The 23,782-nt window shown below is 42.6% G+C and carries 23 protein-coding genes, 1 rRNA gene and 1 riboswitch; of the genes, 6 read left to right on the top strand and 18 right to left on the bottom strand.

The window, feature by feature from the left end; genetic code table 11:
• Positions 1-1,422, top strand: a complete 1,422-nt coding sequence (locus tag NFS43_RS14960) for a Na+/H+ antiporter NhaC family protein (protein WP_251552518.1) — start codon at positions 1-3, stop codon at positions 1,420-1,422.
• 43 nt (positions 1,423-1,465) lie between these two features.
• Here the strand turns inward: NFS43_RS14960 and NFS43_RS14955 are convergent, their stop codons facing one another.
• The 4 genes from NFS43_RS14955 to NFS43_RS14940 form a co-directional block, all read right to left on the bottom strand.
• A complete protein-coding gene (locus tag NFS43_RS14955; RefSeq protein WP_251552517.1) occupies positions 1,466-1,957 on the bottom strand; it encodes an LLM class flavin-dependent oxidoreductase in 492 nt (163 codons plus the stop codon).
• A gap of 368 nt (positions 1,958-2,325) precedes the next feature.
• Positions 2,326-2,541: a hypothetical protein gene (locus NFS43_RS14950; RefSeq protein ID WP_251552515.1), complete on the bottom strand. Its 216-nt coding sequence runs from the start codon at positions 2,539-2,541 to the stop codon at positions 2,326-2,328.
• A 104-nt stretch (positions 2,542-2,645) separates the two neighbouring features.
• Positions 2,646-3,308, bottom strand: coding sequence for a PspA/IM30 family protein (locus NFS43_RS14945; RefSeq protein WP_251552514.1), 663 nt, complete (start codon positions 3,306-3,308; stop codon positions 2,646-2,648).
• Between the two features lie 20 nt (positions 3,309-3,328).
• Positions 3,329-3,676, bottom strand: coding sequence for a lmo0954 family membrane protein (locus NFS43_RS14940; RefSeq protein WP_251552513.1), 348 nt, complete (start codon positions 3,674-3,676; stop codon positions 3,329-3,331).
• Positions 3,677-4,009: 333 nt separating this feature from the next.
• Here NFS43_RS14940 and NFS43_RS14935 point away from each other — a divergent pair, with 333 nt between their 5' ends.
• From NFS43_RS14935 to NFS43_RS14925, 3 genes are all read left to right on the top strand, one after another.
• Positions 4,010-4,633 (top strand): cell wall hydrolase, encoded by a 624-nt coding sequence (locus tag NFS43_RS14935; RefSeq protein ID WP_251552512.1) that lies wholly within the window; start codon positions 4,010-4,012, stop codon positions 4,631-4,633.
• Between the two features lie 31 nt (positions 4,634-4,664).
• Positions 4,665-5,480: an RMD1 family protein gene (locus tag NFS43_RS14930; protein ID WP_251552511.1), complete on the top strand. Its 816-nt coding sequence runs from the start codon at positions 4,665-4,667 to the stop codon at positions 5,478-5,480.
• Positions 5,481-5,683: 203 nt separating this feature from the next.
• A complete protein-coding gene (locus NFS43_RS14925) occupies positions 5,684-6,841 on the top strand; it encodes a pyridoxal-phosphate-dependent aminotransferase family protein (protein WP_251552510.1) in 1,158 nt (385 codons plus the stop codon).
• A 136-nt stretch (positions 6,842-6,977) separates the two neighbouring features.
• Here NFS43_RS14925 and NFS43_RS14920 read toward each other — a convergent pair whose 3' ends face one another.
• The 5 genes from NFS43_RS14920 to NFS43_RS14900 all read right to left on the bottom strand — a co-directional run bounded on the left by NFS43_RS14920 (position 6,978) and on the right by NFS43_RS14900 (position 11,563).
• Positions 6,978-7,958, bottom strand: a complete 981-nt coding sequence (locus NFS43_RS14920) for an aldo/keto reductase (RefSeq protein WP_251552509.1) — start codon at positions 7,956-7,958, stop codon at positions 6,978-6,980.
• Between the two features lie 166 nt (positions 7,959-8,124).
• Positions 8,125-8,607 (bottom strand): hypothetical protein, encoded by a 483-nt coding sequence (locus NFS43_RS14915; RefSeq protein ID WP_251552508.1) that lies wholly within the window; start codon positions 8,605-8,607, stop codon positions 8,125-8,127.
• A 128-nt stretch (positions 8,608-8,735) separates the two neighbouring features.
• Entirely contained in the window at positions 8,736-9,752 is a 1,017-nt protein-coding gene (locus NFS43_RS14910) for an NADP-dependent oxidoreductase (RefSeq protein WP_251552507.1), read from the bottom strand.
• Positions 9,753-9,870: 118 nt separating this feature from the next.
• Positions 9,871-10,485 carry a class I SAM-dependent methyltransferase gene (locus tag NFS43_RS14905; RefSeq protein WP_251552506.1) on the bottom strand — a complete coding sequence of 205 codons (615 nt, stop codon included), beginning with the start codon at positions 10,483-10,485 and terminating at the stop codon, positions 9,871-9,873.
• A 76-nt stretch (positions 10,486-10,561) separates the two neighbouring features.
• On the bottom strand, positions 10,562-11,563 hold the full coding sequence (locus tag NFS43_RS14900) for an LLM class flavin-dependent oxidoreductase (RefSeq protein WP_251552505.1): 1,002 nt from the start codon (positions 11,561-11,563) through the stop codon (positions 10,562-10,564).
• A 226-nt stretch (positions 11,564-11,789) separates the two neighbouring features.
• Between NFS43_RS14900 and NFS43_RS14895 the strand changes: the two genes are divergently transcribed.
• The gene (locus tag NFS43_RS14895) at positions 11,790-12,593 is read left to right on the top strand and encodes an HAD family hydrolase (RefSeq protein WP_251552504.1); all 804 of its coding nucleotides are present in this window, start codon (positions 11,790-11,792) and stop codon (positions 12,591-12,593) included.
• 96 nt (positions 12,594-12,689) lie between these two features.
• A riboswitch (Lysine riboswitch) is annotated at positions 12,690-12,870 on the top strand.
• Positions 12,871-12,994: 124 nt separating this feature from the next.
• Positions 12,995-13,876, top strand: a complete 882-nt coding sequence (gene dapA / locus NFS43_RS14890) for a 4-hydroxy-tetrahydrodipicolinate synthase (RefSeq protein ID WP_251552503.1) — start codon at positions 12,995-12,997, stop codon at positions 13,874-13,876.
• Positions 13,877-13,928: 52 nt separating this feature from the next.
• On the opposite strand, the gene NFS43_RS14885 is transcribed toward dapA, so the two are convergent.
• The 9 genes from NFS43_RS14885 to rrf form a co-directional block, all read right to left on the bottom strand.
• On the bottom strand, positions 13,929-15,521 hold the full coding sequence (locus NFS43_RS14885) for a long-chain-fatty-acid--CoA ligase (protein WP_251552502.1): 1,593 nt from the start codon (positions 15,519-15,521) through the stop codon (positions 13,929-13,931).
• 194 nt (positions 15,522-15,715) lie between these two features.
• On the bottom strand, positions 15,716-16,702 hold the full coding sequence (locus NFS43_RS14880) for an aldo/keto reductase (RefSeq protein ID WP_251553059.1): 987 nt from the start codon (positions 16,700-16,702) through the stop codon (positions 15,716-15,718).
• Between the two features lie 361 nt (positions 16,703-17,063).
• Entirely contained in the window at positions 17,064-17,999 is a 936-nt protein-coding gene (locus tag NFS43_RS14875) for a glycerophosphodiester phosphodiesterase (protein ID WP_251552501.1), read from the bottom strand.
• 316 nt (positions 18,000-18,315) lie between these two features.
• Positions 18,316-19,086 (bottom strand): glycerophosphodiester phosphodiesterase, encoded by a 771-nt coding sequence (locus tag NFS43_RS14870; RefSeq protein ID WP_251552500.1) that lies wholly within the window; start codon positions 19,084-19,086, stop codon positions 18,316-18,318.
• An 82-nt stretch (positions 19,087-19,168) separates the two neighbouring features.
• Positions 19,169-20,518: an ABC transporter substrate-binding protein gene (locus NFS43_RS14865; RefSeq protein ID WP_251552498.1), complete on the bottom strand. Its 1,350-nt coding sequence runs from the start codon at positions 20,516-20,518 to the stop codon at positions 19,169-19,171.
• 48 nt (positions 20,519-20,566) lie between these two features.
• Positions 20,567-21,382, bottom strand: a complete 816-nt coding sequence (locus NFS43_RS14860; protein ID WP_251552496.1) for a carbohydrate ABC transporter permease — start codon at positions 21,380-21,382, stop codon at positions 20,567-20,569.
• Positions 21,379-22,317 (bottom strand): carbohydrate ABC transporter permease, encoded by a 939-nt coding sequence (locus NFS43_RS14855; RefSeq protein ID WP_420910335.1) that lies wholly within the window; start codon positions 22,315-22,317, stop codon positions 21,379-21,381. The genes NFS43_RS14860 and NFS43_RS14855 overlap by 4 nt, the downstream gene beginning before the upstream one ends.
• A gap of 2 nt (positions 22,318-22,319) precedes the next feature.
• Positions 22,320-23,441, bottom strand: coding sequence for an ABC transporter ATP-binding protein (locus tag NFS43_RS14850; protein ID WP_251552493.1), 1,122 nt, complete (start codon positions 23,439-23,441; stop codon positions 22,320-22,322).
• A gap of 243 nt (positions 23,442-23,684) precedes the next feature.
• Positions 23,685-23,782: ribosomal RNA gene (gene rrf, locus NFS43_RS14845) — 5S ribosomal RNA — on the bottom strand; the annotation flags it as partial.

Below are 23,782 nucleotides of genomic sequence, written 5' to 3'. Positions count from 1 at the left end.
TTGGAACATGCTTGGCTTTCCCTTATACCATTTTTAATCGTAATATCGATGTCGATATGGTTAAAAACCATATTGCCTGGGCTTGTTTTCGGCCTGCTTGCGGGAGCATTGATTTTTAAAGCAGGTTTAATAACTGGCATTTATCAGTCAATCACCTATATCGTTACCACCTTGTCCAATGAATCCAATATGAAAATCATTGCCTTTCTCTATTTATTTGGCGGACTAGTTGGGATGATGAACATATCTGGAGGGATCAAAGGATTTTCAGAGTGGATTGGCACAAAAATTAAGACGGAGCGCGGACTGCTTGGGCTGATCTGGCTGACACTCCCGTTTACGTTTATGATGCCGATGTTTCGGATCATGATGATTGGACCGGTTGTCAAAACGCTTGCCAGAAGAATGAACCTGCCGAAGCAAAAGGTCGGGCTGACCATGGATATCTCCACAGAATCTGTCATCGTCTTGCTGCCAGCCGCCACCGCTTTTGTCGGATTTATGGTTTCGCTAGTGGATGCAAGCACTCGGGGGATCGATTTAGCGATGCCGCCTTATCAAGTATTTTTGCTTAGTATTTTGTTTAATTTCTTTGCCATTGTGATGCTGTTGATTGGGCTCATTCAAACCTTCTGGACGCGCACGAAGCGCCCAAACTTGAAAACAGCTCAGGCACAAATGGAAGAGGAAGAACATGAATTCCATCGGATGGGCATAAAAAGAGAGCTGTCCTTGGTTAATGCACAGCCATGGCATTTGATTGTTCCTGTGTTTTTGCTGCTTGGATTATCTTTATGCTTGCTGTGGAAGGATGGGGCCACAAAGGGGGCGGAATCCCTATTTGAAGCTTTTTCAATGGCAGATGCTACCTTCGTCATGCTTTTGGCTGTATTTATCACCCTAATTATATCGTTTGTTTTTTACATCACAAGGCGTCAGCCCTTAAACGAGATCTTGTACCATTTTTATGATGGGGGGAACCAAATGATGGAGGCGGTCAGCCTGCTGGTTCTCATTTGGTCACTGACTTTATCTGCAGAGGACCTTGGTTTTTCAGCCTTTATCAGTTCCACATTAGGGACGTTCTTGCCGGCGTTTCTGGCCCCAGCCACGATTTTTCTGCTAGGTTCTGTTGTCGGATACTTTATTGGCTCGTCATGGGGAACTTGGGGGTTGTTTATGCCGCTGGGAATAACATTGGCTGTTTCTACTGGGGCATCAATTCCGTTAACGGTTGGTGCCGTTTTTGCCGGCGGCGCATTCGGTGCGTTAGCTTCTCCGCTTGGTGACACAACCATAACGACTGCGTCGATCCTTGATTTGCCTTTAGTGGACTATGCCCGTTATAAATTGAAGCTTTCTGCAATCGGTGGGATCATTGCCGTTGTTTTGTATCTTATTGGAGGGTTATTTATCGGTTAAAAGGGATAAAGTTGCAAATCGGTTTAACCCCTCCAGATCCATCTTATTTTTGCGTTTCCCTGCGGATTACCGGTGCGACTTCCGTTGCCAGCCGTTCAATATTTTTCGCTATTTTTTCAAACGGAAGACCGCCGATATCCATTTGGGCAATAAATCGCTGATGCCCAAATAGCTCATTTTGCTGGAGGATCTTTTCAATCATTTGTTGCGGACTGCCAACGAATAATGCCGTATCTGGCGCAGACATTATTTCAAAGTCCTTCCTGGAAATTTGTGTGCCCAATCCCCGCTGCCCGTTCACATATCGCCAATAATTTGCATAATAAGGAAAAAACTCCTCATTTGCCTTCTGTGTCGTTTCTCCAATAAAAGCATGACCAGTTACTGTTACTTTCAACTCCTTTTTATCATATCCTGCTTGATTGGCAGCTAGATAGTATTCATCGGCCAAGGGTTTAAATCTTGCAGGACTGCCTCCGAGAATCGCCAAGGCTAGGCCTACACCATATCTTCCTGCACGCGCTGCACTTTCCAATGTTCCGCCAACCCCCACCCATATGGGATAGAATCTTGCTGAGGTCTTGGTGAAATCTCCGCATTGTTTAAAGAAGCTCAGAAATGTCCGTTCCAGGTGACTTTTTCCTCTGCATTTACCCTTAACAAAAGATCCAAATGTTCTTCAAACAACTCATCATAGTCAGTCCTATCATATCCAAACAATGAGAATGACTCTGTATATGCCCCCCTGCCCGCCATGATTTACCAGAATTCGGATCAGTGAATATATCGGCTAAGGTATAGATTCCTATTTCCATTTTGATCGCCTCACCGTTTTATCCATCATTATATGATCCAGATTTCTCTTTCATAATCGAAAAACAAAAATGCAGCATGGGCACCATGCTACATCTTTTGCATTTCATCTTCGATTAGCTGCTTCTGCCGATCAATAATTTCAATGGCTTGATCGGAAACATTGGTCAGTTCCATATATAAGTCTTTTGAAGTTCCTGCATCTCCTTCATTAACTTCTTGGACAATTTGTTCCACGATTTGCCTTCTTTTATGCCCAACTGACCTTAATTCTTCACCTAACTGCTCCAGCTTATTTACATCCATCCTATTCCCCCATTTCACATGTATGGGAATAGTGTACCCTGTATTTTGGAAAAATATCATCAATTCGGACACAGGCAGCCATTGTGATGGCTGCCCGTTTCAGATTATTCCTTTGTTAAATTCAACGAATCTTGATCGCTATTTTGTATTTCTTTTTCTATTTTTGCAATCCTTTCATCTATAGTGCTTTGATGAAACGAATTCGTTATTTTTTGTTCAAGGCGGTCTAGGTAGTTTTCAATGTCTTTAAACTTTGAATAAGGCTGGCTGTCAGTAAACTCCTGGGATTCAGTCATTTGGTTGATTCGCAGATTGGCCCGTGCCACATTTTCCCGCCCCATTAATTCCATTCTTCGCAGCTGCATATCCTTAAGCTTTTGCTTCATGTCTCCATGCTTTCTTTCTAAGTCACTCAACTGCTCGGCAGCTTGGCCAAGTGCTTCCTTTATGCGGCTGGCACGTTCAGCGAACAGCTGCTGCTCATTCGAAGCAAACTCGAAAAGCTCTGTCTCTCCCGCTTTCGAGGCAATTTCCGCTTGGTGCTGCCTCTTTTCTGCCAATTCAACTGCCAGCGCATATTCTTTCGTGAACTCCTCTTTCAAACGTGCCTGACGTTCCACAAGCTTTCCAACCTTCTTCGTTTCCTGCTCGCACTGACGGAGATATTGATTCAACAAAGCAATGGGATCTTGCTTTTCTTTTTGATTCAGAGCCTCATTCAAATCTGCCATAATGACATCTTTCATCCTTGAAAATAAGTTTGTCATGTTCCTATTCTCCTCTGCTATTAAAATTTGTTTAATTCATTCCATTGTTTTTCAAAATTGGCAAATGGGTCATTTTCCACTTTCACTGATTTTTTACTGCCGGTGTTCCAATTTTTATAGACCAGATAAAGCACATATGCCGCTCCTACTCCAATCAGCGCTGGGATATGGCTGATGGCCCCTGACAAGACAACTAATCCAAGTATGATTAACGCCACTTTCCAGCCTGTGGATTCCGTTTTTAAAAATTGCTTATAGATGAAATACAGGACAGCCAGGCTGATTAGCAAGCCTGCCATTGGGACAAGGGTTGCCAAGAAGATGATGGCGGCAGCCCCTCCCGCTAAAAGTAAGCCAAATTTTTTCATGATATTTTCCTCCTTCAAAGCTGATTTGTTTATCATGAATCCATCTTATCCTGTTTTTTGGTTTTCGATAATTGCGCTGGAGCTTGATTTTTCTATCGGACTTAAGACTTAGGGAACCCCGGGTCCAAAGCAAAAGGTCACACTTTTTCCTGTCAAACAAGTAAAGTGTGAGCCTTTGCAGCTAGTAGTGGTCTTGGAAATTTCCACTTTTTATCCTATTAAAAACAATTGGCCCTATTCTATGTCATGGAATTGTAATACTAAAATATTGTTCTTTTTCATAGTAATAGAAACTAATAAGAGAATCATATCAATTTACTAGGAGGAAAAATGATGAAAAAACTAATTTCAGTCCTAACACTGGCAGCTTCGCTCTTATTTGCATCACCAACGTTTGCTTATACAGTAAAAAGCGGTGACACCATGTCCAAAATTGCAAGAGAAAACGGACTGTCATTACAAGAATTGGAAAAGCTTAACCCGCAGGTACAAAATCTTGATATAATATATACAGGTGAAACTATTCATACGAATCATTTGATGGCGGTTGAGAGCGATAAGGCAGACACGGCTGCCAAACCGTTAGTATCCAGGGAGTACTCCAGCTATGAAATCGATCTTTTGGCAAGATTGGTCCGAGCAGAGGCACAAGGTGAGCCATTCGAAGGAAAAGTGGCTGTTGCTGATGTTGTCCTTAACCGAGTGAAAAGCCCTGCCTTCCCTGATACCATTAGAGGTGTCATCTATCAAAAGGGGCAATTCCAGCCCGTTCAGAACGGGCAAATCAATAAGCCGGCTGATCGGGATTCGATTGAAGCAGTATCTGAAGCATTAATCGGAAACGGCCATTTGTCTGGGGATTCTCTCTATTTCTATAATCCAGATACAGCCGCCAGCCGCTGGCTTGATTCAAGAACAACCACATTAGCGATTGGAAATCATGTTTTTAAAAAATAGAATCTATTAATAGGCTGGAAAGAGTGAGAAGATGAACGCTATTACTTTTAAAGCATTTGCCCTAACAAACGAAATAGATTTAAACAAGATTGCCCTGCACTGTGGAATACCCAAAAAATTCACCTGGGAACAGCCCTTAATCCTGAAAGGAGCTATTCTGGAATCGATCTTGGTTAATTCCATTGACGATTCCCAAGGTGTCCTTGTTTTTTCGTTTGGCAGTATAGTTTTTATTAATCTATCCCATCCAGAAGAGATGATGAACATTTTAAAATTCCTGCAAACCTTCGAACCGGACATCGATCTTAAAAATAAAGACAAGTATACCGATGATTACAGCCTTCATATTAGTGAATCTAACCATGTAGAACTGGCTGATGAATTTGTCGTTGTACCTGAATATGAAAATTTTTATCCAGAATTGATATCAACCGTGCTGGCAAAATCGGTTGCCTTGGAAAAAACGGAGGAACAGCTGGGGAAAATTCATGACAAGCTCGAAACGATGATTGACCGGCTAGAGAAGGGCAAACTAAGGATTGGCAACAAAGAACTAGCAAGGACAACCGCCAAAATCGTCCGTCATGAATATAACACGCTTGCCTATATTATGATTTTGGACAAACCAGACATTACTTGGACCAGCAGCAACGCCAATGAATTTTATGACCGGATGACCGAGTTTTTTGAATTAAATGACCGATATAAAATCTTGAAGAGCAAAACAGAGATCTTGTATAACATCATGGACGGTTTTTCGACGATCAGCCATTCAATCCGCGGGCTGTTCGTTGAATGGATTATCGTGATTCTTATTCTATTTGAGATTTTACTTACATTTATATAGATAGACCTCTTTTCTTCCCATTTTTATAGAATTTTAAAAGAGAAAAAGAGATTGGCTGGCAGGAGAACGAATTTGAAGTTTCACCAGACAGCTCCTTCGATATTCTTTACTATTGAAGGATTTTTGGAGATAATTTTGATATAATTAACTGGAAATTGGAAAATTTTCTTATTTTTTTATATTTTCATAATGGAGGAATCTGTATGTATCCAAATATTTTAAGACATCCAGGACCGACCCCTATCCCTAAAAGAGTTCAGCTTGCGATGAGTCAGGATATGATTAGTCACCGGACTGATGAGTTTGTCCAATTATTTCGGGAAACCACAAATCGAGTGAAACCGATTTTTGGAACGAAACAGGATATCCTGCTTTTGCCATCTGGCGGAACTGCCGCCTTAGAAGCAGCTGCTGTCAATACGGTTTCTCCCGGAGAAGAAGTCGTAGTAATCACGGTGGGGGCTTTTGGCAATTATTTCGTCTCCATCTGTGAGAAATATGGATTTAATGTACATAAACTTGAAAAACCATGGGGAGAGGCTTGTACCGAGGAAGAATTGAGCGAATTCCTCAAACCGTTATCAAATATAAAGGCCGTTTTTGTAACTTACAATGAAACTTCTACCGGGATTCTCAACCCGATTGACAAGTTAGCGGAAGTGGTACGTACAGAGACAGATGCGTTATTTATCGTCGATGGCGTCAGCTGTATCGGCGGTGCCCCTGCTGAAATGGATGCCTGGGGCATTGATATACTAGTAACGGGATCCCAGAAAGCCATGATGCTCCCGCCAGGACTTGCCCTCTTGAGCATCAGTGACCGGGCGTGGAAGGTGATTGAAGGGATTCAAAAACCTGCTTATTACTTAGATTTGTTAAGCTACCGCGATTGGGCAGCAAAAGGAATGACGCCGAACACCCCTGCGATATCATTGATTATGGGCCTTTCCGCCGTATGTGATTTGATCGAAGAAGAGGGCGGCATCTCCCAAACTGTTGCCCGGCATGAACTGATGAAAAATATGGTTCGTGAAGCGATGAAGGCGCTGTCGATTGGGCTGCTGACAAGTGATGAGTTCGCCTCTCCTACCATTACCGCAGTTCTTGCTCCAAAAGGATTGGAGGCAGGAACCTTTATTAAGCATTTAAAGGATAAATATCACATCGACTTTGCCGGAGGGCTCGGACACCTGCAGGGCAAAATTTTCCGTTTTGGGCACATGGGCTACTGCTTCCCGTCCGACATCCTAGAAGCCATCTCCTTAATCGAAGCCGGCTTGCAAGACTTCTCCTGCCCATTTGAACCCGGAGCAGGAATACTCGCAGCACAAAAAGTCTTCCTCGCCGCCCAACACAAATAAACGCACAAAAAAAGGTCTGAACCAATCACAACGGCAGACCTTTTTTTGTGCATCAAATTTAGGATTAACATATTGGGGGGACTGTCCCCCGTTCTGTTAATGCTTCAACGCTTTGCAGTACTGACCCCCGCTTCGGTTATTTAAAGCCAAGGACAGGGTGTGGTACGTATGGCTCTTCTAGGAAGGTTATTTCTTCAGCTGTTAGTTGGATGGTTAGTGCGGCGGCTGCGTCTTCGAGATGGTGCAGTTTGGTTGCTCCAATGATGGGCGCGGTGACCGGTTCTTTTTGGAGTACCCAGGCGAGTGCGATTTGAGCACGCGGGACCCCTCTTTTTTCGGCCAGCTCTGCCACTCGTTCGACTACTTGGCGATCGGCTTCTACTGCTGATGTGTAGAGTGTTTTGCCGAATTCATCCGTTTCAGAACGCGCTGTCGTCTCATTCCAATCGCGGGTCAGCCTGCCTCTTGCCATCGGACTCCATGGAATCACACCGATTTTTTCTTCCTTGCACAGCGGCAGCATTTCCCTTTCTTCTTCACGGTAAAGCAGATTCAAATAATTTTGCATCGAAACGAAACGAGTCCAGCCATGTTCCTCGGCAGTATGTAAGGCCTTTAAAAATTGCCAGGCATACATAGAGGAGGCGCCAATGTATCTTGCCTTACCTGCCTTTACCACATCATGCAGAGCTTCCATGGTCTCTTCAATCGGTGTGCTGTAATCCCAGCGGTGAATCTGGTATAAGTCGACATAGTCGGTTCCCAATCTTCGCAAACTGTTATCAATTTCACTCATAATCGCTTTTCGGGACAGCCCTGCGCCATTTGGACCTGGATGCATCCGATTAAACACCTTTGTGGCGATGACAATCTCATCACGGCGGGCAAATTCCTTAAGGGCCCGTCCAACGATTTCTTCGCTGGTCCCATCTGAATACACATTCGCCGTATCAAAAAAATTAATGCCCTTCTCCAGTGCCTTCTTAATAAACGGCCGGCTCTCTTCTTCATTCAAAACCCACTGGTGAGATCCCCGCTCAGGCACACCATAGCTCATACAGCCAAGGCAAAGGCGGGAAACCTCCAAACCAGTGCTGCCAAGTCTAACATATTCCATCCTAAAAACCTCCTATGCAGTGATTAAAATAACCAGTCTTTCTCAAATATTTTCCAACATTTTCATTTATTATTATAATTCATATTGCCCTTAACTGCCTAAGAATTAGGTTTGCCTATATCTGCATAGGAGGTTAAGACGTATATAACACCCACTTTCCGCTAACTTATACCTTTTTATCCGTAGAATCATCATTGCTTTTCGTCTTTGTTTTAAATAGGTCCTTTGATACGGAATTCAACTTATTGATAAATCGGTTGAAACCGAAGCCTACGAAGAAGGCTATGGAAATTTGTCCTAATGGGGTATTCTGATTATCAGTAAACTCGATAAGAAGCACCCCGCTTTGAATCAAAGTTACCGCCACTACTGCGGTCCCCGTTGCAAAAATCGGAAAAAAAATGTACATGATCCACTGTCGGTAATCGGTTAACTCTCCTTTCATGTAATGCGAGCAAAACATATAAAGATGCCGTAATGAACCCCCGATAGCCCCGGCAAAAAAATAGTATAAAAAAATTTCTATATCAGAAATAAACGGCATCGTCTTTTCCAAAGTTCCTGTCCATAACATGCCCATCATCAGAAAACTTCCAAAAAACAAAACAGAAAGATAAGTCAAAATCACAGCCATTAACCACTTTTGCATGCCTTACACCCCTTTTTCTATACTATGAGGTCCCATGTTCCAAGGTGTCAGGCTATTCAGCAGAAAAGGTGCCTGTCCCCCAGTGCTTTAAAGCACTGGGGGACAGGCACCTCATATGAGCCATTTGGTTAATCTACTATTTTGACCAGCTGCTTGCCAATGTTGTCGCCGCGGAATAGGCCAAGGAAGGCATCTACTGTGTTCTCAAAGCCTTCCACAATGTTCTCGCGGTATTTGATTCTTCCCTCTTTGAGCCATTCTGACAGCTGGATTAAGCCTTCTTTATTGTGTTCCGCATAGTCGGAAACAATGAAGCCTTTCATTAATGAACTAGTCGTTAACAGCTGTCCTGCCACTCTAGGCCCAAGCTCAGGCTTTTCGAGATTATATTGCGAGATCTGGCCGCAAATAACCGTCCTTGATTGGAAGTTGATCCGAGACATGACTGCGTCGCTGACTTTACCGCCAACGTTGTCAAAATAGACATCGACTCCCGCAGGGCAGGCCTCCTTTACCGCTTTTCGGAGATTCTCTGCCGATTTATAATTAATGGCAGCATCAAAGCCTAATTCTTCTGTTAAATACCTGCATTTATCATCAGCTCCGGCAATCCCGACCACTCGGCAGCATTTAATTTTCGCAATTTGGCCGACAATCGTTCCGACCGCACCCGATGCCCCAGATACAACAACCGTTTCACCTTCTTTTGGCTGCCCGATAAGCATTAAACCAAAATAAGCCGTTAATCCTGGCATTCCCAGGACATGCAGAGCCGTAGTAATCGGTCCCCATTCCGGATTGACCTTCCGGATATCGCTTCCATCAGAAACATTGTATTCAGCCCATTCTAGGCGGCCTTCGACAAATTGGCCCTCTTGAAATCTAGGATTCTTTGATTTCGTCACCTTTCCGACGATTCCCCCAATAAACGGTTTCCCAACCTCGTAAGGCTCAGCATACGATTTCGCATCCGACATCCTTCCACGCATATAGGGATCAACGGACAGATATAGCGAACGAATCAATACCTCTCCCTCATGAATTTCAGGAATTTCCTCCTCCATCATCTTAAAATGACTTTCGTCCGGCATTCCCTGCGGCCGTTTTGCGAACAAAATTTTACGATTCCTACTGCTATTAGCCATTACCTACCACTCCTAAGTTCATTTCAATCAAAGAAGTGTATTCTTAGATGCTATATATTAGTTCTCCCTTATCCGATTTTTTCCTTCTTTGGGGCCTGTCCCCCAGCACTGTAATGCGTTAAAGCACCACGCTGCTTTTCACTTTGTTATTTCGGGATTCGATATAGATAAATAACCCGTTATAGTAGTTTTCGATTTTTTCAATGGTAAGGCTGTGCGACTGCAAAAGTCCTAGGGTATCCCGATTTAGGCAGCAGCCATCGCAGATTTTTTTCCATGCAGGGGTCAGCCATTCCTGAAGCGTCCCCAAAAATGGATTGTCCATCTTCACATGTTCAAAAAAGAGTATTTCCCCATCATGCTTGCAGACCCTGATCATTTCTTGGATCGCTTTTTCAGTATCCGGAATCGTACAAAAAACGAGAGTAGCGATAACCGTATCAAATGAATCATCAGGAAATGGAAGTTTCTCAGCGCTCGCCTGAAGCACTTCAATTGGCACCTGAGCCCGTTCCAGTTTCGGCTTGGACCTCTCAATCATATCCGGACTGGGCTCAATCGCCACTACCCTTTTTGCAGCCTCATATAAAGGGAAATTGAAGCCGGTTCCAGAGCCGATCTCAAGGACACAGCCTGTTGCTTTTGACAGGAGCTGTCTGCGAATTTCCTTAAATTTATTTTTTTCTAAAGGGCTCATAAAAACGTCATACCATTTTGCAAACGAACGACCCATTCTTGTTCAACTCCAACCAAATTCTTAAAATAATAAATGGAGTGGTTATATACACACCCCACTCCATTATACCAAGTTATTTCCCGTCTACGATTTCTTTTAAGATTTCGTAAGACCGTTTTTGTTTTTCAGGATCATAAATATAAGTCACTGCCATCAGCTCTTCGACATCATAATACTCCTGGAATGCTGTCAGCTGCTTGCGGACCGTTTCTTTGCTGCCCATCAGGGTGACACTTGACATCGCTTCAGCCATTTCTTTTTCCGCAGAATTCCAAAGCTCATCCATGTTTTCAACAGGAGGCTGAAGCATCATTTGCGAACCCCGAACGACATTCAAAAAGAACTGATGCTTCGTCGTTGACAAAAATTGCGCCTCCTCATCCGTTTCCGCTGCGATGACATTCAAGCAAACCATCATATATGGCTGATCCAAATACTCTGATGGCTGGAACCGGCTCCGGTAAATGGAAATCGCTTCTTCCATGTATCTTGGGGCAAAATGGGATGCAAACACATATGGCAGACCCAAGCTTGCCGCTAAGTAAGCCGAATCCGTAGAAGAACCAAGAATATAGATCGGAATGTTCGTTCCTACTCCTGGATAAGCTTTTACATACCCTTGCTTCTTGGCTGGCCCAAAATAGGTGAGCAGATCTTTCACATCATTTGGAAAGGTATAGACGGTATCATTTTTTGAGCGCCTTAGCGCATTAGCTGTCATCATGTCGGTACCAGGTGCGCGGCCGAGGCCTAAATCCAGCCTGTCAGGGTAAATCGTTGCCATCGTCCCAAATTGTTCCGCCACAACCAATGGGGAATGATTTGGGAGCATCACGCCTCCAGACCCTACACGTATGGACTTGGTATGTTCCAATGTATGTTTGATTAAAATCGACGTAGCTGAACTGACAAGAGTCGGCGTATTATGATGTTCTGCAATCCAATAACGGGTATATCCCATTGCCTCAACCGCCTGAGCCAAGTCCACCATGGAATCAATGGCTTGTTTTGTATCCTGCCCTTCACGTATTGGGGCTAAGTTTAATACTGATACAGGTATATGAATATTTGACATATTAATTATCCTTTCATGAATAAATCTATTTCTATAGTAACAATTGCATCAAAAGAAACAAACTTAAATGCTTATGCTGAAAAAAACCTTTTTGTATGGTCTTTTCCTTTTTAGCATCCCTAATGTTTTCATTTACAACCGTTTTGAAAAACAGTATAGTTTTTCATCCCCGCCTCATTCTGATATAGTATGTTTTGTATCAGAAATAGAAAGGAATTTGCCCCATATGAAATGCTTATCGATTGATTTAGATGGTACATTATTAAATTCGGCACATGAATTGACAGAAAAAAGCATAAAAGTTCTTCATGAATTGCAGCAGCAAGGCCACTGCGTCATTTTAAACACAGGGCGAGCTCTAGCCGATGTCATAAAACTGGACGCGCTGAAAAATTTGCAGGTGCCCATTTTTTGCATTAATGGTTCTAACCTATACTCCAAAACGGGGGAGCTCTTATTTGAAGCCGTCATTCCTTTGGATACCTATAAAGAAATTTTCGCGATATTAAAAAAATTGGGTGTTGGGGTGCTGGTTTATACCAATGAAGGCGGACTCCCTTCCACGCTTCCACCATTACACAATAAAACGAAACAAGAACTTGATGACATATTTGAAAATTTTAACTATGATGCGATCCTTCAAAAAGAAAATCTAAAAATTTATAAGCTGATTGCCTTGGTTTATCACGACCAAATCGAGAAAATCAATGAAGTAAAGGCAGCTTTAGACGATAAATTTGCCATTTCAATGGCTTCCTCCTTCCCTAATAATGTGGAGATCACCTCTAATGAAGCACACAAGGGGAAGGCGCTCATTCGCTTTCAGCAGATCATGAACGTTTCCTTTGATGAAATCATTGCCTTTGGAGATGGCGGGAATGATCTGGCTCAATTTGAAGTGGCTGACATATCGGTAGCAATGGGAAATGCCCCTCTTGCCATTAAGGAAAAAGCTGATATCGTCACAAAAACCAATGATGAAGATGGGTTTGCCTATGCAGTCCGCCACCTATTAAAATTAGTTAATTGACGGAAAATTTTTAAAATTATACAAAATCCTTGAAACTTTTTAAATAATCTGTTATAGTTCAATTAATTACATATTTCTTTACTTCAAACCTTTTGAAGTGAGGATAGAGGCGCAAAGACCATTAGTACACCGCTGGAGGATAATGAGGTCTGGTGAAAACGGTGGAAAGGGGAATTTGCCGAAGCTGAGAGAATCTCAATTATTCTTGAAGCTGGTTCTGTTGTTGAATAAGCACAGAACTGTCATATAGGCAACTATATGGAGGGCTATCTCACGCGTAGGAACTTCTAACTGTTTCTACTGCAGCAGCGGGATGCCTCGTTGCTGCTTTTTTGCGTTGACTTTTGATTGGCCTTTACCACCTCTAATTTTTTATAAAAATGGATAAAGGGTGAGAATGAATGAATTTCGGCCAAGTATTAACCGCAATGGTGACACCATTTGACCAAAATGGCGAGATTGATTTTCCAGCTTTAAAAAATTTGGTTCAACATTTAATTGACAATGGAACGGATGGATTAGTTGTCTGCGGAACGACTGGAGAGTCCCCTGCCTTAACAACAGAAGAAAAAGTGGAATTATTTCGGTTTGTTGTGGCCGAAGCCGCAGGAAGGATTCCGGTCATTGCTGGGACGGGTTCCAACAATACACGTGCTTCCATCAGCCTGACAAAACAAGCTGAGGAAGCTGGTGTAGATGGAATCATGCTGGTGGTTCCTTATTATAATAAACCTTCACAAGAAGGCCTATACCAGCACTTTAAAGCCATAGCCGAATCCACACGGCTGCCGATAATGCTCTATAACATTCCAGGACGGAGTGTGGTAAATTTAGCTGTGGATACGGTTGTCCGCCTGTCTCAGCTCAACAGTATTGTGGCGATCAAAGAAGCAAGCGGCAGTTTAGATAACATGGCAGCCATTATCAGCCAAACGCCAAGTGATTTTACTCTATACAGTGGTGATGATGCCTTAGCTTTGCCAGTTTTAGCGATTGGCGGCGCTGGCGTAGTCTCCGTTGCCTCACATATCATTGGAAACGAGCTTCAAAATATGATTTCTAGTTTTAAAAATGGGGATGTTCAAGCGGCGGCTGATGCTCATCACCGTCTTCTCCCAACAATCAAAGCTTTGTTTGCTGCGCCAAGTCCCTCACCAGTAAAAGCGGCTTTGAATATGTGCGGTATCCCCGTTGGTGATGTCCGCCTGCCAATGGTTCCATTAAACGTCGAACAACAGCAGACATTAAGAGAATACCTGCCTCCACTTCAAGTTAAAGCTTAAAAAAGGAAAGCAGCCATTTCCGTTAATTGGCTGCTTTCCTTTTTATGAGAGGTCAGTTTACTTTTTTTGGTCCAGACCAATGCATTTCTCTTAACCGATATTTTTGCAGCTTCCCTGTAGCTGTTTTAGGGAGCGCCTCGACAAACTCTACGGCTTTCGGCGCTTTAAAGTGAGCCATTTCTGAACGGCAAAACTTAATGATTTCAGTCTCGGCTGCCGTTGCGCCTGGCTGCAATACAATAATCGCCTTTGGCACCTCACCCCATTTTTCGTCTGGAATGGCGATGACCGCACACTCTAAAACAGCAGGATGACGGTATAGCACACCTTCAACCTCCGTAGAAGAAATATTTTCTCCTCCAGAAATAATTAAATCTTTTGCCCGGTCACGAATTTCAATATAACCATCTGGATGTGTAACCGCTAAATCGCCGGTATAGAACCATCCGTCCCTAATGGCGGCTGCGGTGGTGACTGGGTCCTTATAATAACCTGCCATGACAACATTGCCCCGGGTAATAATTTCGCCCAATTCCTCTCCATTCCAAGCTACCTCTTCCCCATCTTGGTGAACCACTTTCGTCTCTCCATTAAACGCAAGCTCAATTCCTTGTCTTGCCTTAATTACCGCTTGGTCTTCGGAGGATTTAGCATCGAATTCATTTTTCCACTCACAATAAAGGATAAACGGAGAAGTTTCGGTAAGGCCATAAACATGAATCATTTTTAAGCCTAGAATCTCCTGGGCCTTTTTGATTAAGGCTGCTGCAGGTGGTGCTCCGGCTGTTGCCATGCGCGGATGGGTCTTAATTTCTACTTCCTTCGCTTTTGGATCATTAACCAGCATGTTTATCACAGTTGGCGCCCCGCATAAAAGGGTGATATGTTTAGTTTCAAAAAGATCCAATATGAGTGGCGGATCTACTTTTCTTAAACAAACATGTGTGCCCCCAGCAGCTGTAAGGGCCCATACTCCGCCCCAGCCATTGGCATGAAACATCGGCAATGTATGCAGATAGACATCCTCATGATTAACACCTAGATGATACATGAAGTTAGCTGCATTCATATAATTGCTTCGATGGGTCAGCATGACTCCCTTAGGTTTGGAAGTGGTCCCGCTTGTATAATTGAGGGTCAGGAGCTGATTCTCATCGATTTCCACTTCGGGAGGGCCCCCAGCCTCAGGCGCATGCATGAGGAAATCCTCATAATCCACGCCTGATAAAGCGGTTTCAAAACCAGGTACGGAAACAATAACGATTTGTTCTAAAGCCAGATTGCCAATGATTTTTTCAATCGGTTCACAAAATTCAGCGTCCACAATTAACATTTTGGAATCGCTATGACGAATAATGTATTCCAAATCTCCCGCAGACAGACGGTAATTTAACGGTACCATGACCGCACCAAGCTGGCAGATGCCGTAAAAACATTCAAGCATGTAATGGGTATTTGGAAGCATCACCGCAACATGATCCCCTTGCCCGATTCCTGCCTGCCTTAATGCTGCAGACAACTGGTCCGTTCTCCTTCCAAATTCGCGGTATGTAAACTCTTTGTCTCCATCAATGACGGCCGTTTTTTCGGGATAATACTTTATTGCCCGGCGTTTCCAATCTAATGGGGTTAACGGGGAAAGCATAAAACCAACTCCTCTATTTTAATAAGAGTGATGGATATGTTTGGCAACTTTCCTTGGATGACTCATCACAAGTCTAATCTATTGTAAAAAATAGGGACTTGTCAATTAGTATTTAGAATTTTTTGAAAAAATACTAGTGTCTGATCATGATAAAAAGCCTCAAGTAAGGAGGCTTTTTATGCATAGCTGGCTTATTAAAGATTAACACCTTTCATTCCAGCTTCCGGATATCGTTCCCCCGCTGCGATGCCTTGCGGAGCTACTCGGTTGATCCTCTCTAAATCCGTCCCAGATAACGAGATTGCGAGGGCCCCAACATTTTCTTCAAGATAATTGATTCTTTTAGTTCCTGGTATCGGGACAATATCCTCCCCTTGAGCCAGTAACCAGGCAAGGGCCAATTGGGAAGGTTTGCAGTCTTTTTCATCAGCAATTTCAATTATCTTTTGGACCAAATCCAAGTTTCTTTGAAAATTTTCACCTTGAAAGCGTGGAGAGAATCGGCGATAGTCATCCTCTGCCAAATCCTCATACCTTTGAATCTGGCCGGTTAAGAATCCTCTGCCTAAAGGACTGTAACAAACAAAGCCGATTCCTAACTCTCTGCAAACAGGCAGAATTTCATCCTCAACATCCCGGCTCCATAGTGAGTACTCTGTTTGCACGGCGGTTATTTGATGTACGCTGTCCGCGCGGCGAATGGTTTGAGGGCCTGCTTCCGATAATCCAATGAAACGAACTTTCCCCTCTTTCACTAAATCAGCCATGGCACCGACCGTTTCTTCAATAGGCGTATTTGGATCGACACGGTGCTGATAATACAGATCAATATAGTCGACTCCTAATCGCCGCAGACTTGCCTCACAAGCTTGTTTCACATATTCAGGCCGTCCATTGATCCCTAAAAATTCACCAGTTTCGCTTCTGACATTTCCAAACTTCGTTGCAATCATGATCTGTTCACGGCGGTCTTTGATGGCCCTGCCAACCAATTCTTCGTTTTTTCCTACTCCGTACATATCTGCCGTATCCAGGAAGTTAACGCCTAATTCAATCGCCCGATGAATAGTCTTTATCGATTCTTCATCATTTCTGCCACTGTAGAAATCTGACATCCCCATACATCCTAAACCCAGTGCAGATACCTCTAAACCATTTTTGCCAAGTCTTCTTTTTTGCATTTTTATCACCCCGATATTATAGTTTTCCTGTGCATTTGGCCAAGCTGGCCGGATAAACACGATATGTCCTGTTTGTCCAGTCTCCAATTCTACCCTCGATGAATAGTTGCCAAGGATGGTGCAGGAATAGGCATTCCCAATTATCATCCATAAAATATTATATCAAGGCGAATTGGACTAAAAAAACATTTCATTTTTCTAACATTGTCTATAGATTAGGAAAGGGAGAGCAATTATTTTTAAACTCAAAAGATCATCTGGAACTATTTTCCCATACATCCACCCGTTTATCTAATTCGATAAATCTGGTTACATATTTCTCTCTAGACTGCCAAATTGGCAGCCAAAAGATGTGAAATAATTATTTGAGCAGGCCGGCTAACTTGTCTGGAGCATTTGTGAACTCCCCGTCAACACCTAGTGAAAGAAGGCCAGCCATATCCTCCTGTGAATTGACTGTCCAAGGATGAACAACAAGCTTGTTCTGGTGGGCAGCCTCCATAATTTTTGGGACCACGAGTTCCTTACTGGGGCCAATTCCATAAGCATAATTAGAGATCCGCTTAAATTCCTGATTTACATCCTTGCCTTTCAGCATACTTGCTGTATAGAGTTGAATGAGCTTTACATTTGGGGCCATCGATTTGAACTTACGAAGACTTTCCTCGCTGAATGATTCAATAATAAGATTCTGGTCATGAATGACATAATTTCTTTTCAGTATATTGATTAATTTCTCTTCCATTCCTGGATAGATATTGGGTGCCTTTGTTTCCATATAAAGGCTTACTTTCCCATTTCCCTGTTGTTTAACCAATGTAATAGCTTCTTCTAATGTGGGTACATGCTGGCCCATATATTCTTTTTTGGCCAGGTCTGGGTATGCCTTATTGAACCATGAACCCGCATCTAATTGACGGATCTCATCTAGTGTAAAATCTTTTACTTGCCACGGAGCACGATTTGGATAAATCTGTTCTACATTTGTGGTTCTCTCGAGTGTTTCATCATGCATTGCGATCAAATGCCCATCCTTTGTCATTTGCAAATCGATTTCTACATAATCTGCTTTCATCTGCATGGCCTGTTTATAAGCTGGCAATGTATGTTCCGGCGCATATGCAGATGCTCCACGATGGGCTATGACTGAGACATGGGAGGCAATCGGGTGTAAGGAAGATTGTTTATTATTAGCAGCAATGCTTTGTTTTGATGCCAGTGCATTTACTGCCCAAGGAACCGCTATGGTTACCGCTAGAGAAAGGCAGGCAAGACCTGCAATAAACCGGTTCTTCATGCTGATAAACATCCCCAATGTTATTAATTGTTTTAAGACTAAATTAATCCAGCAAATGAAGGGATTGACTTCAAAAAAAGCTATTGACGACAAAACTCATTCGAGATTTGGTGGAATTGTCCTCAACCATGGCTCTTAACGACTATTCTCCTTCGCCATTTGCCGAAAATGTCTTCAAGCATACCTCTTAACGACAGTTCTCCTTCGCCATTTGCCGAAAATGTCTTCAAGCATGCCTCTTAACGACAGATCTCCTCCGCCATTCGCCGAAGATGTCTTCAATTATAGATCTTATTAAGATACCTATTTTTTAGATTTAAACCAATGTTTTCTTCCTATCTCTAAGGGCAATCGCTGTTTCAGGAAAATCCGTAATAATCGCATTGACCTGTAAATCTAACAGTTGTCTAATTTGATCTGGATCATTCACCGTCCAGACCCGTATGTTTTCATATAGTCCGATTAAATTCATGATCCTATAGGCTGCCTCAGTTCTAGGCAATACGATATTCTTGTTAAGATGTAAAGCTTCTAGACCGAGCGTTTCGATATGATCAGCTGGAAAGGAGATTTCTTGATTTAATAACCAAGCAATGTTAGCGCCTGGATTCACCTTTTTCATTCGCAATAATGACGGAAGGTGGAAAGAAGAGTAAACAACCTTTCTGCCGTTACCATACTGTTCAACAATTGATTGGACTTTCTCTTCAATCCCTTTATAAGCAAATACATAAGTTTTTAACTCAATATTGAGTTCTGTTGGATAGGGAGCCAGTAATTCCAGAACTTCCTGAAGCGCCGGCACCCTTTCCAAATCCCAAGCTTCATCATATTCTGGAATATGGGTAAAAGAACTTCCGGCACTTACTTGTTTAATTTCTTCTAACGTCAAATCTTTAATCCAGCCGGTTCCATTCGTGGTACGGTCAAGTGTCTCATCATGAATCACAACCACTTCACCATCTTTTGTCAGATGGACATCTAATTCAAGACCGTCAACCCCTTGGCCGATGGCTTTTTTGAAACTTAACAATGTATTTTCAGGATAACTGCCTTTAGCACCGCGATGGCCATAAATTTTCGTCATTACAACTCACCCTTTTTGATCATAATGGGAAAAGGAGAAAAAAGCATGGGAGCCCACGCCTTTTTCTCTGTCATATAATGAATTATTTTCCTCTTGCTTTGTTTGCCTGCTGGATGGCTTCGTTAAACTGTTGAACAGCCGTGTCGTAGGCTTTATCTACATCTCCGCCATTATACACTGTTTCAAGTGCAGTTTCCATAATTTTACGGCCTTCAGGAAGCATGTCCATTAAGGCGCCTTGAGTGGCATAGGATGACTTTGTGGATTGCAATTGGTCTACTGTTACTTTCAATTGCGGCTTTTCAGACCAAGCATCTTTCACTACTTTTTCATCATAGGCAGCCGGATTAATCGCAAAGTACCCTGTACCGACATGCCATTTTGCCTGCACTTCTGGTTTTTGCAGATATTTCATGAATTCCCAAGCTGCCTCAGATTCTGCTTCTGGTTTGCCATCGATCATCCATAAGCTTGCACCGCCAATCACAACGCCTTCACGTTCTTTGTCCTCAGGATGCGGAAGGAAAGCAATCCCTACTTCGAATGGAGCATTGTCGATCACGTCTCTGGCACTTGCAGATGATTGCAGGAACATCGCCACGTCACCAGCTAGGAAGCCAGCCACCATGTTGTCGCCATTTGTGCCATAGTTCGCGAAAGTTTTATCATCCACCATATTTTTTACCCAGTTAAAAATGGATTTCCCTTCTTCTTCCTTCCAGCCGATTTTAGTCGGCGTATCCGTACGGCCATTATCGTTGTTTAACAATAAAGCCCCTTGATTTGCCAGAAGCTGTTCCCATAACCAGCCGTATGCTTGCAGTGCAAATCCTTTCATTTTTGGATTCGATTTTGTGATAGCTTTTGATGCATCTTCTACTTCTTCAAAAGTAGCCGGCGCTTTCTCCGGATCTAAGCCAGCTGCTTTAAAGGCATCCTTATTATAGTACATAACGGGTGTTGAAGAGTTAAATGGCATCGAATAAAATTTGCCGTCTAATGAATAGTAATTCGTAATGTTTTTCTCTAATCCGTTCATTTCATACTTATCTTTATCTACAAATTCTTGGATTGGGGTAATCTTTCCGCTGTTAATCATTGATTTTGTTCCAATTTCAAAAGTTTGGATCATCGTTGGAGCACTATCTGTACCAGCGACAGCATTAAATTTCGTCAAGGCCTCATCATAAGTTCCTTGAAATTCAGCATTTACCTGGATGTTATCTTGAGACTTATTGAAATCCTCCACGATGCTGTTCAATGTTTCCTGACCGGCACCACTCATCGAATGCCAAAAAGTAACGACTTGCTTTTCACCTTTTTTTGCAGATTCTTTGTTTTCTGAGCTGTCCCCGGAAGCGGCATTTCCGCTGCATGCCGTTAAGAGCAAGATGATCCCTAATGTAAGAATTGACAGGAATTTTTTCTTCATTTTTTTCTTCTCCTTTTTTATGGTGGAATGATTAGAACGAAGAAACCGTTATTTGACGGCGCCTTCCGTTAACCCTGTTTGCAATTTCTTTTGACCTGCGAAAAGCAAGATTAAGGTCGGGATGATGACAATGACAGCACCCGCCATCATGACACCCCATTGGTTCAATTGTTCCTGGGTTTGCAATTGCTTCAAACCGATTTGAACAGTACGCACTGTATCATTCGTGGTGGACAATAACGGCCATAGGTACATATTCCACGAAGTCAAAAAGCCATAGATACCGAGCGTGACTAAGCTTGTCCTGGACACGGGAAGGACCACCGTTAAATAGAATTTAACATCACCCATTCCAGCAATCATGCTGGCTTCGCGTAATTCTTTTGGAATCTGCTTGAAATTTTGCCGCAATAAAAAGGTGCCAAAGGTTGTCGCAAAAAAAGGCACCGTCATCCCCGCATAGCTATCGATCCATCCCAAGTCACGGATCATGTGAAAGTTTGGAATGACCGAAGCTTCAAAAGGAACCATCATCGTCGCAATAAACAGATAAAATAGTAAATCTCTCCCTTTAAACTCCAAAAACACAAACGCATAGGCAGCTAATGCGGATAACATGAGCTGTCCAAGTGTGATGACAATCGCAACCACCAAACTGTTAAACAGAAATTGCAGCAAAGGCAAGCGGTCAAAGGCCGCGATATAATTATCGAAAGTAAAGGTCTTCGGCAAGCTTCCTGTCAAAATATCCTGATTGGTCATAAAACTCATCACTATGGCCATGATGGCGGGGCCAGCAAGCAAAAAGGCCGAAATGACCAGCAGCACATAGAAGGTGATCTTTTTTCCCGTTGTCAGCATCATTGATAATGAACCTTCCTTTCACCCAGCTTAAATTGCAGCGCCGTCATCAGTAAAATGAGAATGAATAACACAACGGCCTGGGCACTGGCGGAACCGAACTGATAATTCACAAAGGCTTCCCGATAAATCGAATAAACGATTAAATTTGTCCCGTTTGCCGGACCCCCCTGAGTTAAAATATCAATCTGCCCAAAGGTTTGGAACGCATTAATGATCGATACAGTAATCACAAAGAAAAAGGTCGGCGACAGCATTGGGATGGTAATTCTTCTAAGCTTGTAAAAATAGCCTGTGCCTTCAATATCGGCACTTTCATAGAGAGAAGAATCAATCGATTGCAATCCGCCCAGCAAAATTAAAAAAGTAAAGCCGATATTCATCCAAATGGTCGTGGCCGACACCGCTAAAAGTGCCCACTTCGGATCCGTCAGCCATTCAATCGCCTCCAGGCCGAATACTTCAAGGAATTTGTTCAACAGTCCCATCGTCGGATTGAATAAATACAGCCAAAATACCGAAGCCGCCGCCACCGATACCCCCATGGTGGAGGAGAAAATCGTTCGAAAAAAGCCAATCCCCTTTAATTTTTCATTGGCCACAACGGCTAAAGCTAAACTGATCACCACCGTTGTCGGCACTGTATAGAAAACAAATAAAAAGGTATTTTTTACACTCTTCATAAAAATTGGATCGGTAATTAAAGCTTTATAGTTTTCCCAACCGACATAAACAGTCGTTGCCCCCTGCGCATTGGTCAGAAAAAAGCTTAAGTAAATCGTCTTAAACATCGGGTAGAACACGAAAGCTCCAAATAAAAGGATCGAAGGCAATAAGAACAACATTCCTTTTAAGAAACTTTTCTTCCGGTTTTGCTTTTTTACACGTTCTGCTTGAAGAATGTAAGTTTCATTGGTTTCGAGTGTTCGATAGGCCATACTCATACGGTAACAACCTCTTGTCTCTTTCCAAACTCTGCGGATTTGATTAATTTTCCTGAATCGGCATCAAAGAATACAAGGAACTCTGGCAGAAGCTGCACAGGTACTTTCTGTCCAAATTCAATTGGCCATTGTCCCGGCCATTTCGCCGTCCACACCTCTGAACCAACATCGAAGGCAATTGAGGTTTCATTTCCCAATTGCTCAATATTGACGGCTTCTAGAGAGTGGATGTTCTCTTTTTTAGAAAGGCCAGCTGCCAGATGTTCTGCCCGAATGCCGACTTTTAACTTCCGATCTTTCGGGATGTCACTGAAAATAGAAGGGTTTACTGGAATATGTATCTGGTTTTCTACTATTAGATATTTTCCATTTTCAGAGAAAACAGCATTCCCTATATTCATTTTAGGGGAACCAATAAAAGTGGCAACGAACAAGTTTTCCGGTTCGTTATAGAGTGTAATCGGTTGGCCCACTTGCTGAATCTGCCCATCATTGAGCACCATGATCCTGTCTCCCATCGTCATGGCTTCCACTTGGTCATGGGTCACATAAATCATCGTCAGCCCTAACCTTTTTTGCAGCCGGCGGATTTCTACCCTCATATTGGCCCTAAGTTTTGCATCTAAATTTGACAGAGGCTCATCCATTAAGCAGAGCGGTGCATGGCTTACAACGGAACGGCCAAGTGCAACCCGCTGTCTCTGTCCGCCAGAAAGTTCTCTTGGTTTTCGTTTCAATAGTTCTTGAAGGCCCAACATATCCGCCGCTTCCTTTAGTCTTCTCTGCTGTTCTTGTTTATCTACTTTCCGTCCTTTTAAGCCAAAAAGAATATTCTCTTTCACTGTTAAATGCGGATATAGGGCATAATTTTGGAAAACCATTGATAAATTTCGATCTTTCGGAGGAAGATGATTCACGGTTTGACCGTTTATTTTCAAGAAACCTCCGGAAATTTCTTCAAGTCCGGCAATCATTCTTAGCAATGTGCTCTTTCCAGAACCTGAAGGACCAACAAGAACAAAAAACTCACCTTCTTCAATTGTTAAATTAATACTATTAAGGACACCCTTCTGTTTATCGTATGATTTAGATATATTGATTAGCTCAATATGACTCATACTCTCCCCCTCCTTTCTAAACACAGGACTATTAAAGCATAATTTTTTCTAAAAAGTTGGCAATTTACAGATTACTTACAATGAATTTACATTCAATTTAGTATGTAAAAATTTTAATCTAAAAATTAACATATTCTTTACAGTAAAATTTTTAATACTTTGCCAAGTTTTTCAATTAGATGAAAGGAAAATTAATCCTGAAAACACAAAAAAAGACAACCATCTAAGGTTGCCTTTTCATTTGCCTGGCAGCGTCCTACTCTCACAGGGGCTTTCGCCCCAACTACCATCGGCGCTGAGAAGCTTAACTTCCGTGTTCGGTATGGGAACGGGTGTGACCT

The organism is Neobacillus muris (assembly GCF_943193175.1).
Lineage (GTDB): Bacteria > Bacillota > Bacilli > Bacillales > Cytobacillaceae > Neobacillus > Neobacillus muris.
This window is presented reverse-complemented; position numbering and strand designations above follow the sequence as displayed.

Bases quoted from the DNA above. Each gene is read 5' to 3' on its own strand.
- NFS43_RS14950 (WP_251552515.1), bottom strand. From the start codon at position 2,541: ATGGATGTAAATAAGCTGGAGCAGTTAGGTGAAGAATTAAGGTCAGTT.
- NFS43_RS14945 (WP_251552514.1), bottom strand. From the start codon at position 3,308: ATGACAAACTTATTTTCAAGGATGAAAGATGTCATTATGGCAGATTTG.
- NFS43_RS14940 (WP_251552513.1), bottom strand. From the start codon at position 3,676: ATGAAAAAATTTGGCTTACTTTTAGCGGGAGGGGCTGCCGCCATCATC.
- NFS43_RS14935 (WP_251552512.1), top strand. From the start codon at position 4,010: ATGAAAAAACTAATTTCAGTCCTAACACTGGCAGCTTCGCTCTTATTT.
- NFS43_RS14930 (WP_251552511.1), top strand. From the start codon at position 4,665: ATGAACGCTATTACTTTTAAAGCATTTGCCCTAACAAACGAAATAGAT.
- NFS43_RS14925 (WP_251552510.1), top strand. From the start codon at position 5,684: ATGTATCCAAATATTTTAAGACATCCAGGACCGACCCCTATCCCTAAA.
- NFS43_RS14920 (WP_251552509.1), bottom strand. From the start codon at position 7,958: ATGGAATATGTTAGACTTGGCAGCACTGGTTTGGAGGTTTCCCGCCTT.
- NFS43_RS14915 (WP_251552508.1), bottom strand. From the start codon at position 8,607: ATGCAAAAGTGGTTAATGGCTGTGATTTTGACTTATCTTTCTGTTTTG.
- NFS43_RS14910 (WP_251552507.1), bottom strand. From the start codon at position 9,752: ATGGCTAATAGCAGTAGGAATCGTAAAATTTTGTTCGCAAAACGGCCG.
- NFS43_RS14905 (WP_251552506.1), bottom strand. From the start codon at position 10,485: ATGGGTCGTTCGTTTGCAAAATGGTATGACGTTTTTATGAGCCCTTTA.
- NFS43_RS14900 (WP_251552505.1), bottom strand. From the start codon at position 11,563: ATGTCAAATATTCATATACCTGTATCAGTATTAAACTTAGCCCCAATA.
- NFS43_RS14895 (WP_251552504.1), top strand. From the start codon at position 11,790: ATGAAATGCTTATCGATTGATTTAGATGGTACATTATTAAATTCGGCA.
- dapA (WP_251552503.1), top strand. From the start codon at position 12,995: ATGAATTTCGGCCAAGTATTAACCGCAATGGTGACACCATTTGACCAA.
- NFS43_RS14885 (WP_251552502.1), bottom strand. From the start codon at position 15,521: ATGCTTTCCCCGTTAACCCCATTAGATTGGAAACGCCGGGCAATAAAG.
- NFS43_RS14880 (WP_251553059.1), bottom strand. From the start codon at position 16,702: ATGCAAAAAAGAAGACTTGGCAAAAATGGTTTAGAGGTATCTGCACTG.
- NFS43_RS14875 (WP_251552501.1), bottom strand. From the start codon at position 17,999: ATGAAGAACCGGTTTATTGCAGGTCTTGCCTGCCTTTCTCTAGCGGTA.
- NFS43_RS14870 (WP_251552500.1), bottom strand. From the start codon at position 19,086: ATGACGAAAATTTATGGCCATCGCGGTGCTAAAGGCAGTTATCCTGAA.
- NFS43_RS14865 (WP_251552498.1), bottom strand. From the start codon at position 20,518: ATGAAGAAAAAATTCCTGTCAATTCTTACATTAGGGATCATCTTGCTC.
- NFS43_RS14860 (WP_251552496.1), bottom strand. From the start codon at position 21,382: ATGATGCTGACAACGGGAAAAAAGATCACCTTCTATGTGCTGCTGGTC.
- NFS43_RS14855 (WP_420910335.1), bottom strand. From the start codon at position 22,317: ATGGCCTATCGAACACTCGAAACCAATGAAACTTACATTCTTCAAGCA.
- NFS43_RS14850 (WP_251552493.1), bottom strand. From the start codon at position 23,441: ATGAGTCATATTGAGCTAATCAATATATCTAAATCATACGATAAACAG.